12 protein-coding genes are annotated in these 13,104 nt (G+C 72.9%); 9 read left to right on the forward strand and 3 right to left on the reverse strand.

The features are described 5' to 3' along the window. Nucleotides 1-2 precede the first annotated feature (2 nt). The 6 genes from ACFVYS_RS24930 to ACFVYS_RS24955 are packed head-to-tail and all read left to right on the forward strand — an operon-like array spanning nt 3 to nt 8,335. Nucleotides 3-581, forward strand: coding sequence for a hypothetical protein (locus ACFVYS_RS24930; RefSeq protein WP_389505329.1), 579 nt, complete (start codon nt 3-5; stop codon nt 579-581). Between the two features lie 31 nt (nt 582-612). Further along, nucleotides 613-2,973, forward strand: a complete 2,361-nt coding sequence (locus ACFVYS_RS24935; RefSeq protein WP_389505331.1) for a chorismate-binding protein — start codon at nt 613-615, stop codon at nt 2,971-2,973. Beyond that, entirely contained in the window at nt 2,970-4,715 is a 1,746-nt protein-coding gene (locus ACFVYS_RS24940; RefSeq protein ID WP_389505333.1) for an AMP-binding protein, read from the forward strand. Before ACFVYS_RS24935 ends, ACFVYS_RS24940 begins: the two co-directional genes overlap by 4 nt. Before the next feature lie 47 nt (nt 4,716-4,762). Continuing rightward, complete coding sequence (locus ACFVYS_RS24945) at nt 4,763-6,346, forward strand: class I adenylate-forming enzyme family protein (RefSeq protein ID WP_389505335.1); 1,584 nt, start codon at nt 4,763-4,765, stop codon at nt 6,344-6,346. Next, nucleotides 6,343-7,521, forward strand: a complete 1,179-nt coding sequence (locus tag ACFVYS_RS24950) for an FAD-dependent monooxygenase (protein ID WP_389505337.1) — start codon at nt 6,343-6,345, stop codon at nt 7,519-7,521. The genes ACFVYS_RS24945 and ACFVYS_RS24950 overlap by 4 nt, the downstream gene beginning before the upstream one ends. Before the next feature lie 10 nt (nt 7,522-7,531). Then, nucleotides 7,532-8,335, forward strand: coding sequence for an aminotransferase class IV (locus tag ACFVYS_RS24955; protein WP_389505339.1), 804 nt, complete (start codon nt 7,532-7,534; stop codon nt 8,333-8,335). A gap of 109 nt (nt 8,336-8,444) precedes the next feature. Here the strand turns inward: ACFVYS_RS24955 and ACFVYS_RS24960 are convergent, their stop codons facing one another. Then, nucleotides 8,445-8,930 carry a carboxymuconolactone decarboxylase family protein gene (locus tag ACFVYS_RS24960; RefSeq protein WP_389505341.1) on the reverse strand — a complete coding sequence of 162 codons (486 nt, stop codon included), beginning with the start codon at nt 8,928-8,930 and terminating at the stop codon, nt 8,445-8,447. A gap of 31 nt (nt 8,931-8,961) precedes the next feature. Beyond that, on the reverse strand, nt 8,962-10,404 hold the full coding sequence (locus ACFVYS_RS24965) for a PLP-dependent aminotransferase family protein (protein ID WP_389505343.1): 1,443 nt from the start codon (nt 10,402-10,404) through the stop codon (nt 8,962-8,964). Nucleotides 10,405-10,451: 47 nt separating this feature from the next. On the opposite strand from ACFVYS_RS24965, the gene ACFVYS_RS24970 reads away from it, so the two are divergent. The 3 genes from ACFVYS_RS24970 to ACFVYS_RS24980 are packed head-to-tail and all read left to right on the forward strand — an operon-like array spanning nt 10,452 to nt 12,144. Further along, the gene (locus ACFVYS_RS24970; RefSeq protein WP_389505344.1) at nt 10,452-10,970 is read left to right on the forward strand and encodes a carboxymuconolactone decarboxylase family protein; all 519 of its coding nucleotides are present in this window, start codon (nt 10,452-10,454) and stop codon (nt 10,968-10,970) included. After that, the gene (locus ACFVYS_RS24975) at nt 10,967-11,410 is read left to right on the forward strand and encodes a carboxymuconolactone decarboxylase family protein (RefSeq protein ID WP_389505346.1); all 444 of its coding nucleotides are present in this window, start codon (nt 10,967-10,969) and stop codon (nt 11,408-11,410) included. The genes ACFVYS_RS24970 and ACFVYS_RS24975 overlap by 4 nt, the downstream gene beginning before the upstream one ends. Continuing rightward, nucleotides 11,407-12,144, forward strand: a complete 738-nt coding sequence (locus ACFVYS_RS24980) for an isocitrate lyase/phosphoenolpyruvate mutase family protein (protein ID WP_389505347.1) — start codon at nt 11,407-11,409, stop codon at nt 12,142-12,144. The genes ACFVYS_RS24975 and ACFVYS_RS24980 overlap by 4 nt, the downstream gene beginning before the upstream one ends. A 3-nt stretch (nt 12,145-12,147) precedes the next feature. On the opposite strand, the gene ACFVYS_RS24985 is transcribed toward ACFVYS_RS24980, so the two are convergent. Continuing rightward, a complete protein-coding gene (locus tag ACFVYS_RS24985) occupies nt 12,148-13,104 on the reverse strand; it encodes an ABC transporter substrate-binding protein (RefSeq protein WP_389505349.1) in 957 nt (318 codons plus the stop codon).

A 13,104-nucleotide genomic window follows, 5' to 3' on the forward strand; every position in this document is an offset into this window, starting at 1 on the left:
GTGTGACCAGTAATCCCGTCACCGTCACTGCCGCATATCGCGTGGTGCCGGGCCGCGAGGCCGACTTCCACTCCTGGGGGTGGGCCATGCTGGGCGCGAGCGCACGGCAACCCGGCTTCCTGGGGGGCGGTGTACTTGTCGATGGAGAGGCGGAGTGGCATGTGGTCTATCGCTTCGCGACCGAAGGCACCGCCCGGGCCTGGGAGGACTCGGCCGCCAGGATCGAGTGGGACGGCCGGGCCCTGGGCATCGCCCGGCAGACGGACCGCAGAAGCGTGCGCGGCTCCAAGGCCTGGTTCGACGCCCAGACCCCCGCGCCGAAGGCGCCGGCCCCGCCGTCGAAATGGAAGTTATGGTTCGTGAATATGAGCGCGGTTTTCCCGCCGGTGCTCCTCTTCAATCTGATCGTGCTCCCCTATCTCGGTGGCCTCAATCCGTTCATTCGTACACTGCTGCTCTGCCTGTGCGTGACGGCCCTGGTCACCTGGATTCTCATGCCTCGCCTTCAGCGTTTCTTCAAGAAATGGCTGTATCCACCGCTCCAGGCGCTGCGCGGACGGCATAAACGACGGACCGCATAGCGCCAGAGAACGACCCCAAGGAGGTGGGCGGGTGAAGACCCTGCTCATCGACAATTACGACTCGTACACGTACAACCTGTTCCAGCTGATCGCCGAGGTCAACGGCGAGGAGCCGGTCGTGATCCTCAATGACGCTCCCGCGGACGCCGTTCCCGATATCTGCGCCTTCGACAACGTGGTGGTGTCGCCGGGACCCGGGCATCCGTCGAAGACGCGTGACTTCGGCATCAGCGCCGGAGTGCTCGCCGATTCCCCGGTGCCGGTGCTCGGGGTCTGCCTCGGCCACCAGGGCATCGCGCACGGGGAGGGCGGCCGGGTGGTGCCCGCCCCGGAGCCGCGGCACGGGCATCTGTCGGCCGTCCGCCACGACGGACGGGACCTGTTCCAGGGGCTGCCGCAGAACTTCACCGCGGTCCGCTACCACTCGCTGTCCGTACGCGAGCCGCTGCCTGACTCCCTGGAGCCGACCGCCTGGGCGGAGGACGGCGTCCTGATGGGGCTGCGGCACCGCGAACGGCCCCTGTGGGGCGTGCAGTTCCACCCGGAGTCGGTGCTCACCGAGTACGGCCACCGGATGCTCGTCAACTTCCGGAACCTGACGGCCGAGCGGGCCCGCAGGCCACGCACCAAGAACACCGCGGTCACCCCGGCCGCGGCGGCGATGCCGAGCCGCAGGGTGACCGTCCCCCGGCCGCGCCGGGCCGACCGGCCCGCCCTTCGGCTGCACACCCGCCGCATCGCCGAGGCGATCGACGCGGAGGCCGCCTTCACGCGGCTGTACGCCGACTCGCCGCGGGCCTTCTGGCTGGACAGTTCCCGGGTCGAGCGGGGACTCTCCCGCTTCTCGTTCTTCGGCGACGACAGCGGTCCGCTCGCCGAGTTCGTCCGGTACGACGTCGAGGCCGGCCTCTGCGAGATCGAGCGGGCGGGACGGCCGACGCGCAAGGTCCGGGCGAGCGTCTTCGACTATCTCAAGCGGCAGCTGTCGAACCGTCGGGTCGACGCCACCGGGCTCCCCTTCGACTTCACCGGCGGCTATGTCGGCTACTTCGGCTACGAGACCAAGGCCGACTGCGGCTCCCCGAACCGGCATCGCGCCACCACCCCGGACGCCTGCTGGCTCTTCGCCGACCGGCTGATCGCGGTGGACCACGAGAGGGGCTTCACCTACGCGGTCTGTCTGGCCGAGGACACCCCCCAGGCCGCCGGCGAGGCCACCGACTGGCTCGAGACCATGCTGGCCCGGCTCACCTCCCTGCCCGCCGAGACGGACCGGCCACGGCCGACGCCGCCCGGGACACCCGGGAGGCACGGGACGGTGGGGACGGAGGGAACGCCGGGCGCGGACGGGACGGGGACGACACGGGGCGCGGCCGCGCGTGAGATCGGCGGGGTCGGACCGGGGACGACCGGAGCCGGGCTCGGTACCGGGGTCGGTGACGTCGAGCCGTGGCTGGTGCGGGACCGTGCGACGTATCTCGCGGACATCGCGGCCTGCCGGCGTGAACTCGCCGCGGGCACCAGTTACGAGATCTGTCTGACCGACGCCGCGGTGCTACCCGCTCCGGACGACGCGTACGGCTTCTACCGGGTGCTGCGCCGGGTCAACCCCGCGCCGTACGCGGCCTTCCTGAGATTCGGCGACCTCGACGTGGTGGGCTCCTCGCCCGAACGGTTCCTGCGGATCACCCGGGACGGGGTCGCCGAGGCCAAGCCCATCAAGGGGACCGCGCCGCGCGGTGCCGGTCCGCTGGACGACGCCCGGCTCAGGGACGCGCTGGCGGCGGACGCCAAGACCCGCGCCGAGAACCTGATGATCGTCGACCTGCTCCGCAACGACCTGGGGCGGGTCAGCCGGACCGGGACCGTGCGGGTCTCCCGGCTCATGGCCACCGAGACGTACGCCACCGTGCACCAGCTCGTCTCCACCGTGGAGGGCCGGCTGCGCGAGGACACCGACGCGGTGGACTGCGTGCGCGCCTGTTTCCCCGGCGGTTCGATGACCGGGGCGCCGAAGCAGCGCACCCTGGAGATCATCGACGGCCTGGAGACCGAGGCACGGGGTGTGTACGCGGGCGCCCTCGGCTATCTGGGGTGCAGCGGCGGCGCGGACCTCAACATCGTCATCCGCACGGCCGTCCTGGCCGACGGCCTGATGCGGCTGGGGGCCGGCGGCGCGATCGTCCTGGACTCCGATCCGGTCGCGGAGTACGACGAGATGCTGCTGAAGACGGCCGCGCAGATGCAGGCCCTGCGGGAGCACGGCGCGGCGCTCACCCGGGCGCCCGGGGAGCGGGAGCCGGAGCCGGCCGAGGCACGGGCGGGCACCGGCCGCTCCCGGGACACCACCCCCGGACCCGGCCCGGCCACCGCGAAGGGGGCCACCCGATGACGCCCCCGCGTTCGACGACGACGTCACAGCCCGCGACCTGGTCGGCCGGTGGTTCCGGTGGCTCCGCCGGCCCCCGTGAGCAGGGGGTGGGCGTCCGGGTCGGGAATCTCGCCGCGGATCTTGCCGCGCTCGCCGAGCGGAGTGGGTGGGGCGGGCGGGCCGCGTTTCATCAGGGGCACCAGGTGTGGACCCACGGTGAGGTGCACGAGCTGGGGGCGCGTGCGGCCGGGGTGCTCGCGGAGCTCGGGGTGCGGGTCGGGGACCGGGTGCTGCTGGCGCTGCCCGACGGGATCGCGTGGGTCGCGGCCTTCCTCGGCGTCGCCCGGCTCGGGGCGGTGGCCGTCCTGGTCAATCCCGAACTGCCCGCGCCCGAGCACGCGTTCATGGCCGCGGACGTCGACGCCGTGCTGTGTGTGACCGGACCGGGTCTCGAGGACCGTTTCCCGGACCGGGCGTGCCTCGGCGCCGACCAGTTCCTCGCACTCGCCCCCGCCGCCGAGCCGGCCCCCGCCCAGCCGGTGGGCGCGCGGACGCCGCTGTACGTGCAGTACACCTCCGGCACCACGGGCGGCCCCAAGGGGGTGGTGCACACGCACGGCGACCCGGGGGCGTACCACGACCTCATCGGGCGGCGGCTGCTCAGGATCACCGAGGAGGACGTCACGCTGTCGGTGTCGAAGCTGTACTTCGCGTACGGCTTCGGCAACGCCTTCGTCTTCCCGCTCTTCTCCGGCTCCAGCGCCGTCCTGGTGGACCGGCGTCCGACACCCGCCGCCGTCGACGAACTCGTCGCCCGGCACCGGGTGACCCTGCTCTACTCGGTGCCGTCGGCGTACGCGGCGCTGGTCGCCGACCGGGGCACCGGTCACGCGGCCTGTTTCGCCTCGGTGCGCGCCGCGGTGTCGGCCGGCGAGGGCCTGCCGGACGGGCTCGGCGGACAGATCACCGCGCTGCTCGGCGCGCCCGTGCTGGAGCAGATCGGTTCGACCGAGGCCGGTCACGCCTTCTGCGCCAACAGTCTCGGCCACGACCGTCCGGGCACCGTCGGGCGTCCCGTGCCGGGGTTCGAGGTGGAGCTGCGTGACCGCGCCGGGCGGCCGGTGCCGGACGGTGCGGAAGGGGAGCTGTGGGTGCGCGGGCCGACCGTGACCCCCGGGTACCTGAACCGGCCCGAGGAGACGCGGCGCACGCTGGTCGGCGGCTGGCTGGCCACCCACGACCGGGCGCGTCGCGAACCGGACGGCACCTACCGGCACCTGGGCCGCACCGACGACATGGAGATGGTCGGCGGGATCACCGTCTCCCCGCTGGAAGTGGAGGCCGTCCTGCGCACCCACCCGGCGGTCCGCGAGGTCGCCGTCGCCGCCATCCCGGACGGGCAGGGCCGCACCCGCCTGCGCGCCTTCGTCGTCCCGGCCACCCCCATCACCCCCATCACCCCGACCGCTCCGACAGCTCCGACAGTTCCGACAGCTCCGACCACCCTGGCCGCTCCCCCGGACCCACCCGGCCCACCCGGCCCACCCGGCTCACCCGGCCCGTCCAGACCTCCCGGAGCCCCTGGCCCCACCGGCCCCACCAGCCCCAGCCGGCTCACCCGGCTGGAGGCCGAGCTCGTCGAGCTCGCGCGGGAGCGGCTCGCCGCGTTCAAGGTGCCACGAGGTGTCAGCTTCGTCGCGTCGCTGCCCCGTACTCCCACCGGCAAGCTCCGTCGGCACCTGGTGCGCCAGGGGGCGTGGTGACCGCGTCCGTCTCCCCGTCCCCGTCCGTGTCTGAGAGGAACAGCCATATGTCGCAGCAACTCCTGCTCGCCGACCGCGGGTTCTACCTGGGTCCGTTGTTCCGGCGGGCTGCCGACCGGCACGGAGCCGTGTTCGTCACGCTGGACCGGCCGCTGGACACCCACCCCTCCCTCGGGGTCGACCTCGACTACCGGAAACTGGCCGATGTGGTCGAGGAGTTGTCGGGCCGGCTGTGGGCGGCCGGGGTGCGGCCCTCGGAACAGGTGGTCGTACACAAGACGGACAACGTCGACATCGTGCTGCTGACCTGCGCGGTCTCCCGGATCGGCGCGGTCCCCGTGCTCCTCTCCCCCGGTCTGGCCGGCCCGGTCGTCGGGCAGCTGCTCGCACGGCTGCGGCAGCCCTGGCTGATCACCGACCGGGCCAAGCTGGACGGGCCGCTGAAGGACGCCGGTATCGCCTCGCAGGTTCGCCGGGTCCTCGCCGTCGACGACGCGCCGGGCGCCGAACCGCTGGCGAAGTACGCCGGCGCCGAGCCGCCCGCTCCCGTACGGCTGCACCCGCGTGAACCCGCCCTGATCACCCACAGCTCGGGCACGACCGGCGTCCCCAAGCTGGCCGTGCACTGCCCGAACACCATGTGGAACCGGCTGGTGCCGCAGAAGGCGATGGGCTGGCCCACCCGGGGCGAGACCGCCGCGCTGCACATGTCGTTCGTGCACTCGCGCTTCTACCACCTGCTGGGCGTCCTGCTGCACTTCGGCAGCCCGCTGGTGCTGATCACCGACCCGGAGCCGGCGAGCGTGGGACCGCTGCTGGCCCGGCACCGCCCCGGCATCGTCGAGACCCACCCCAACACCTTCGTGCTGTGGGAGGAGTTGGCCGACGCGCCCGGCGCTCCGCTGTCCCGGGTGAAGTCGTACGGCTCCACCTTCGACGCGATCCATCCGCGCACCGTACGGCGGCTGCTGGGCGCCTCGCGTCGCCGTGCGCCGTGGCTGATCCAGCTGTACGGGCAGAGCGAGACCGGGCCCGTCGCGTTCCAGTGGTTCACCCGGCGCAGCGTGGAGCGGGCGGACGGGCGGCGGGTGGGGATCGGGATCCCCGGCTTCACCCGGGTCCGGGTCGCGGACCCCGACGGCAGGCCGGTCCCGCCCGGCACTCCCGGGCGGATCGAGGCCCGCACCAGGGGCCGCATCCTCACCTACCTCGGCGCGCCGGCGCAGTACGAGCGTCAACTCGACGGCGGCTGGTGGCAGATGGGCGACATGGGATACATGAGCCGCCTGGGCGCACTGCATCTGATCGACCGGGAGGTCGACCAGATCGACGCCGTGCACAGCAATCTGGCGGTCGAGGACGCGCTCATGGAGCGGCTGGAGGAGCTCCGCGAGGTCGTGATCGTGGCCGGCGCGGACCGTGAGCCGGTGCCGGTGGTGTGCGTGCGGGGCGAGCAGCCGCTCGACCCGGAGCGCTGGCGGGAGGCGACCGCCGATCTGCCCGCGATGGCCGAGCCGCGCCAGTGGCGGTTCGAGGAGCTGCCGATGACGGCGACCTGGAAGGTGAAGCGGGTGGAGATCACCCGGATGCTGACACAGCCGACACCGACCCGAGCGAGCGTGCGCGCGTGAATCCCGTGATCGTGGTGGGCGCGGGTCCGGTCGGCCTGTCGGCCGCGCTGGCCCTGCGCGCGCACGGGCTGCCGGTCGTGCTGTTGGAGGCGGACCCCGAGGACCGTGAACGGCCGGGCAGCCGGGCCCTGTTCGTGCACCGGGAGACCCTGCGGCTGCTCGACGGGATGTCCCCGGGCCTGGCCGCCGAGATCACGGAGTACGGCCGGACCTGGCACACCCGGCGCACCCTGTACCGGGGCCGCGAAGTGTACGCGCGCACCTTCCCGCCCCCGTCCGGGCTGCCGCCCTTCACGAGTCTGCGCCAGCTCGACACCGAGCGCTTCCTGCGCGCCGCGTGCGTGCGGGCGGGGGTGGACTTCGTCTGGGACGCGCGGATCACGGGCGTCCGCACCTCCGGGTCGGGTGTCACGCTCGTCGGCGAGGGCGGACGAGAGTGGGGCGCCGGGTACGTCGTCGCCGCCGACGGGGCACGCTCGGCCGTCCGGGGCGGGCTGGGCATCCCCCTGGAGGGTGTGCGCGGCGAGGGTTTCCATGTCGTCGTCGACGTGGCGGACGTGCCGGACGCCGAACTGCCGCTGGAGCGGGTCTTCCATTACGAGCATCCCGGCGTCGGGGGCCGCAGTGTGATGCGGGTGCCGTTCACCGGCGGCTTCCAGGTGGACCTCCAGTGCCGCGACGACGACCCGGAGGAGGCCTTCGGCACCGAGGACGCCGTGCGGGAGTGGCTGCCCGGGGTGGTGGGCGAGGGGTACGCCGACCGGATCCTGTGGGTGTCGACGTACCGCTTCCTGCGCAAGGTCGCGGCCTCCTTCACCGACCCGCACGGGCGGGTGCTGCTCGTCGGCGAGGCCGCGCATCTGTTCCCGCCGTTCGGCGCGCGCGGCATGAACAGCGGGATCGCCGACGCGGCGGCGGCCGCGCGGGCCGTGGCCGCCGGGACGCCGGAGGCGGTGGCCGCGTTCGCGGACGTACGGCGGGCCGCGGGGCTGTTCAACAGCGAGGCCGCCGGACTGGCCCTGGAGCATCTGCGGCCACGGCGTCGGACCGTGCGGCTCAGACAGCGCGCGGCGGCGGCCCTCGCGCCCGTCCTGCCCTCGTGCGGATCATGGCTGGAGCACGCGCCGTACGGACCCCGGGGCGGGGCGCCGGCGGTGGCGGGCGGGAAGTACTGAGGAGGACCGAGTGGGTGCACGACCGACCGTCGGTGAGGGGCTGTCGACGTGGACGCCCGGCCGTGGGCTGACCGTCGCCGCGGAGTCCGCGGCGGACGGGCCGCTGCTGGTCGCGGACTCGTGGCTGGTCCGCGAGGGCCGGGTGCGCGGGTACGACCGGCACCGGGAGCGGTTTCTGCGGGCCTGCGCGGAGTGCGGCGGCCCGGATCCACGCCGGCTCGTCGAGTTCTGGCAGGACGTGACGGCGGCGCTGCCGCGCACCGGTGACTGGTTCCCCCGGGTGGAACTCACCGCCGGCTCACGGGAGTTGCGACTGAGGCTGCGGCCCGCCCCGCCGCTCGGCACGGAGGTGCGGCTCTGGTCCGTCGGCCAGCCGGACCGACGGACCGTGCCCCGCCGCAAGGGCCCGGACCTGGACGTCCTGGCCCGGGTGCGGGGGCGGGCGGTCGACGAAGGGGCGCAGGAAGGGGTGCTGGTCGGTCCGTCCGGGGCGGTGCTGGAGTCGGCCACCGCGAGCGTGCTGTGGTGGGAGGACGACACCCTGTGCCTGCCGCCGCCCCGGCTGCCCGTCCTGCCCGGAGTGACCGTGGGACTCGTCCGGGAGCGGGCCGTACGGTCCGGGATCACCGTCGCCCATCGCGAGCGGACCCTCGCCGAACTGGACGGCCGGGAGGTGTGGACGGTGAACGCGCTGCACGGGCTGCGACCGGTGACGAGCTGGATCGGCGAGCCGATGACGGCCGGGCCCGCGGTACGGGCGCCGGAATGGCGGGACTGGCTGGAGCGATTGCCGGAGCCGCTTCCGGATAAATAGAACCCGCAGAAGAAGCAGAAGAAGACGGGCAAGGGTCGGAAAAAAGACGGGCACCGGCGAATACCGCCGATGCCCGATTTCGCATTGTCCGGAAATGCTTTCCCGGGGATTAACTCTTCGCCGGCTGATAGCCCCCCGGCACCATGCGCGTCGCGATGGCGATCCGGTTGTACGCGTTGATGACCGTGGCCGCCCAGATCAGCGCCGCCACCTGGGCCTCGTCGAAGACCTCCGCGGCCTCGGCGTACACCGCGTCCGGCACCTGCCCGTCGTGCACCAGGGTCACCGCCTCGGTCAACGCCAGTGCGGCGCGCTCCCGAGCGTTGAAGAAGGGGGTCTCCCGCCAGGCGTTCAGCGCGTAGATCCGCTGCTCGGCCTCGCCCTGGGCGCGGGCATCCTTGGTGTGCATGTCGAGGCAGAACGCGCAGCCGTTGAGCTGTGAGGCGCGGATCCTGACCAGTTCCAGGATCTCGGGTTCGACCTTGGCGTCCTGGGCGGCGGAAACGGCGGCGCCGTGCAGGGATCCCATCGCGGCGGAAACATCGGGGGTTATCTTCTTGAGGGCCACACGGGACACGGAATTGTTGTTCGTCATGGGGAGACTCTAACCCCTGCGATCGGAAAATTTATCCGGGAAAAGGAATTCCGGAGCCGTTCTCACCGAAAGGAAGCGCCGCGCACAATGCGTCCAGCGCGCCGGACCAGGCGTGGTCCGGCGGGGTCCCGTAGCCGACGACCAGGGCGTCGAGCGGCTCGGTGACCGCGTCGGGGTGGCGGTGGCGGGGAGTGAGGCCGTCGACCGCCAGGCCCTGGTAGGCCGCCGCCCGTACCACCGTCTCCTCGGTGCCGGGCGGCAGCCGCAGTACGGCGTGCAGGCCCGCCGCGATACCGGTGACGCGGATCGCGGGGGCGTGCGCGGCCAGGGCCGCGACCAGCGCGTCACGGCGCCTGCGGTAGCGGGTGCGCGCCGCCCGGACATGACGGTCGTACGCGCCCGACGTGATGAACTCCGCCAGCGTCAACTGGTCAAGGACCCCCGAGGTGTCCACCCCGCCCTTGGCCGCCAGCACCTCCTCCGCGACGTCCGGCGGCAGCGCCATCCAGCCCAGGCGCAGGCCGGGAGCCAGTGACTTGCTCGCGGTGCCCAGGTACACCACGTGGTCGGGGTCCAGGCCCTGGAGGGCGCCGACGGGCTGGCGGTCGTAGCGGAACTCGCCGTCGTAGTCGTCCTCCAGGACCAGCCCGCCGGTGTGCCGCGCCCAGTCCAGGACGGCCGCCCGCCGGTCGTGGTGCAGCGGCACGCCCATCGGGAACTGGTGGGCGGGGGTGAGCAGGACCGCGCCCGCGCCCTTCGACAGCCCCGGGTCCGTCAACAGCCCCGGGTCCGTGCCGCGTTCGTCGACGGGCAGCGCGGTCATGGCCAGCCCGGCCGCCGCCAGCAGCCGCCAGTGCTCGTCCAGACCGTACGAGTCGACGGCGATCGTGCGCACCCCGCGCGCCCGCAGGACGGTGGTGAGCAGTCTCAGGCCGTGCGCGAACCCGGCGCAGACCACGATGCGTTCGGGGTCGGCGCGCACGCCGCGGGCGCGGGCGAGGTAGCCGGCGAGGGCGGTGCGCAGTTCGACCCGGCCGCGGGGGTCGCCGTAGCCGAGGGCGTCGGAGGGGGCCGCGGTGAGGGCGCGGCGGGCCGCCCTGAGCCATTCGGCGCGCGGGAAGGACCCGAGATCGGGGGTGCCGGGGCGCAGGTCGTAGGCGGGCCGGCGGCGCTCGGGGCGAGGGGGCACCGCGTCCGCGGCCGGGGCGGTCCTCCCCTCGGCCACCCGCGTGCCCGAGCCCTGGCGGGCGGTGAGCCAGCCCTCGGCGACGAGGTCGGCGTAGGCGTCGGCGACCGTGTTGCGGGCGATGCCCAGGTCGGCGGCGAGCGAGCGCGAGGAGGGGAGCCTGATGCCGGCGGGCAGCCGGCCGCTGCGGACGGCCTCGCGCAGGGCGTCGGTCAGGCCCCGGCGCAGATGCGGTCCGGTCGGTTCCAGATGCAGGTCGACGCCGAAAGTGGCCCATGATCTTGCCATGGAAATGGACCATACTCCTGGGCTGCCCGGCTCCTAGGGTCGAGGGCATGACGACGCACGCAGACCCCACGACCACCGACGAACAGGTTCCCTACGCCCCCGAGCACACCCCCCGGCTGAACTGGTCCGCGCACGCCCCCGAGGTGCTCAAGGCCATGCTCCGGCTCGACGCCGCCGCCCGCAAGGGCCTCGACCCGAAGCTGGTCGAGCTGGTGAAGGTCCGCGCCTCGCAGATCAACCACTGCGCACTCTGCGTCGACATGCACAGCAAGGACGCGCTCGCGGCGGGCGAGAGCGTCGAGCGGATCATCCAGCTCAGCGCGTGGGAGGAGTCGGCGCACTTCTACACCGAGAGGGAACTCGCGGCGCTGGCCCTCACGGAGGCGGTGACCGTGCTGACGGACGGTTTCGTGCCGGACGAGGTGTACGAGCGGGCCGCCGGGCACTTCGAGGAGGCGGAGCTGGCGCAGCTGATCGCCGCGATCACGGTGATCAACGCGTGGAACCGGTTCGGCGTGACCTGCCGGCTGGTGCCGGGCCACTACCGGCCGGGGCAGCACGCATGAGCCGTACGAACCTCCTCGACCGCGAGGTCGGCCGGGCCATGTCCACGCTGAGCGCGGCCGCGAAGCGGGGTCTCGGCGACCCCGCGCTCGCCGAGCTCGTGGTGATCCGCGCCTCGCAGCTCAACCACTGCGCGTTCTGCCTCGACATGCACCTCACGATCGCCCGCGAGCACGGGGTGAGCGAGAAGCAGCTCGATCTGCTGACCGCGTGGGAGGAGGCGGGGGACGTCTACGACGAGCGGGAGCGGGCCGCGCTGGCCCTCACGGAGGCGGTGACCGTGCTGACGGACAGCTTCGTGCCCGACGAGGTGTACGAGCGGGCGGCCCGGCACTTCGACGCCCCGCGGCTCGCCCACCTCATCGCGCTGATCACCGCCATCAACAGCTGGAACCGGGTGATGGTCGCCCGCCGTATCCCGCCCGGGGGTTACACCCCATGAGCGAGGTGGACGCCGTGAGCAAGGTGGACGTCTTCCGCCGGCTGCACCACGGCCGGCTGCCGGGCGACCCTCTGGTACTGCCCGGCCCCTGGGACGCGGCCAGCGCCCGGGTGTTCGCCGAGGCCGGGTTCCCGGCGCTCGCCACGCCCAGCGCGGGCGTCGCCGCCTCGCTCGGGTACGCGGACGGGCGGACCCCGGCCGACGAGATGTTCGCGGCGGTCGCCCGGATCGTACGGGCGGTGGACGTGCCGGTGTCGGCGGACGTCGAGGACGGGTACGGGCTGGCGCCGAAGGAGCTGGTGGAGCGGCTGCTGGAGACGGGCGCCGTCGGCTGCAACCTGGAGGACTCGGCCGACGGCGTCCTCAAGGACCCGCGCGAGCACGCCGAGTGGCTGGCCGAGGTGCGGCGGGCGGCGGGCGACCGGCTCTTCGTCAACGCGCGGATCGACACCTTCGCGTACGGCGACGGGGACCCGGACGACGCCATCGGACGGGCGGCGGCGTACGTGGCGGCGGGCGCCGACTGCGTCTATCCGATCGAGGCCCCGGCAGGTCTGCTGCCGTTGCTGCGGTCCGGGACGCAGGGCCCGCTGAACGTGTTCGCGCGGATCGGCGCGGGCCCCTCGCCCACCGCACTCGGTGAACTCGGGGCCACCCGCGTCACGTTCGGACCGGGACTCCAGCGGCGGGCGGAGATCCTCCTGCGGGATCTCGTCACCGAGCTGAGGCCGTGACCGTCAGGACAGCCACGCCTTCCACGTCGACGCGTGGCTGTCCACCCACTTCTTGGCGGCCGCCTCCGGAGTGAGCTTCTGGTCCGCGATCATCAGGGACACCTCGTTCTGGTCCTCCGTCGTCCACTTGAACTTCTTCAGGAAGGCGGCCGCCTTGCCGCCGTCCTTCGAGAAGTCCGCGTTGAGGTACTTCTGGAGCGGGGTGTGCGGGTACGCGCAGGCGACCTTGTCCGGCTCCGCGTCGCAGCCCTCCTTGTAGGCGGGCAGCTTCACCTCGGTCATCGGGACCTTCTTGAAGAGCCACTGCGGGGCGTACCAGTAGGTGAGGAAGGGCTTCTTCTCCTTGGCGAACTGCCTCATCTGGGTGATCTGGGCGGCCTCGGAACCGGCGAAGACGACCTGGTAGTCGAGCTTCAGGTTCTGCACCAGGGCCTTGTCGTTGGTGACGTAGGACGGGGAGCCGTCCATGAGCTGGCCCTTGCCGCCGCTCTCGGCGGTGCGGAACCGGGACGCGTACTTGTTCAGGTTCTTCCAGTCCGTGACGTCCGGGTGCTCCTTGGCGAAGTACGTCGGGACGAACCAGCCGATGTGCCCGGTGACGCCGAGGTCGCCGCCGCGCGCGATCGTCTTCTTGTCGTCGACGTAGCGCTTCTCCTGGTCGGGGTGGCCCCAGTCCTCCATGATCGCGTCGACCCGGCCCTGGCTGAGCGCGTCCCAGGCGGGCACCTCGTCGACCTGCACGGTGTCGACGCGGTAGCCGAGCTTGTGCTCCAGCAGGTACTGGGCGACGGCCACGTTGGCCTGCGCGCCCACCCAGGACTGGACGGACAGGGTCACGGTCCTGGCGCCCTGCGCGTTGGCGAAGGGCGAGGCCTGCTTGGTCATGTCGGCGGCGCCGCAGCCGGTGAGCAGCAGGAGCGCCGACGCCCCGGCGGTCAGGGCAGTGGTACGAAGTCGCAT

This window comes from Streptomyces sp. NPDC058295 (genome assembly GCF_042880655.1).
In the GTDB taxonomy this organism is placed as follows: Bacteria; Actinomycetota; Actinomycetes; order Streptomycetales; family Streptomycetaceae; genus Streptomyces; species Streptomyces coriariae.

Coding starts and splice junctions, on each gene's coding strand:
- ACFVYS_RS24940 (WP_389505333.1), top strand. CDS start 2,970: ATGACGCCCCCGCGTTCGACGACGACGTCACAGCCCGCGACCTGGTCG.
- ACFVYS_RS24945 (WP_389505335.1), top strand. CDS start 4,763: ATGTCGCAGCAACTCCTGCTCGCCGACCGCGGGTTCTACCTGGGTCCG.
- ACFVYS_RS24960 (WP_389505341.1), bottom strand. CDS start 8,930: ATGACGAACAACAATTCCGTGTCCCGTGTGGCCCTCAAGAAGATAACC.
- ACFVYS_RS24965 (WP_389505343.1), bottom strand. CDS start 10,404: ATGGCAAGATCATGGGCCACTTTCGGCGTCGACCTGCATCTGGAACCG.
- ACFVYS_RS24970 (WP_389505344.1), top strand. CDS start 10,452: ATGACGACGCACGCAGACCCCACGACCACCGACGAACAGGTTCCCTAC.
- ACFVYS_RS24975 (WP_389505346.1), top strand. CDS start 10,967: ATGAGCCGTACGAACCTCCTCGACCGCGAGGTCGGCCGGGCCATGTCC.
- ACFVYS_RS24980 (WP_389505347.1), top strand. CDS start 11,407: ATGAGCGAGGTGGACGCCGTGAGCAAGGTGGACGTCTTCCGCCGGCTG.
- ACFVYS_RS24985 (WP_389505349.1), bottom strand. CDS start 13,104: ATGCGACTTCGTACCACTGCCCTGACCGCCGGGGCGTCGGCGCTCCTG.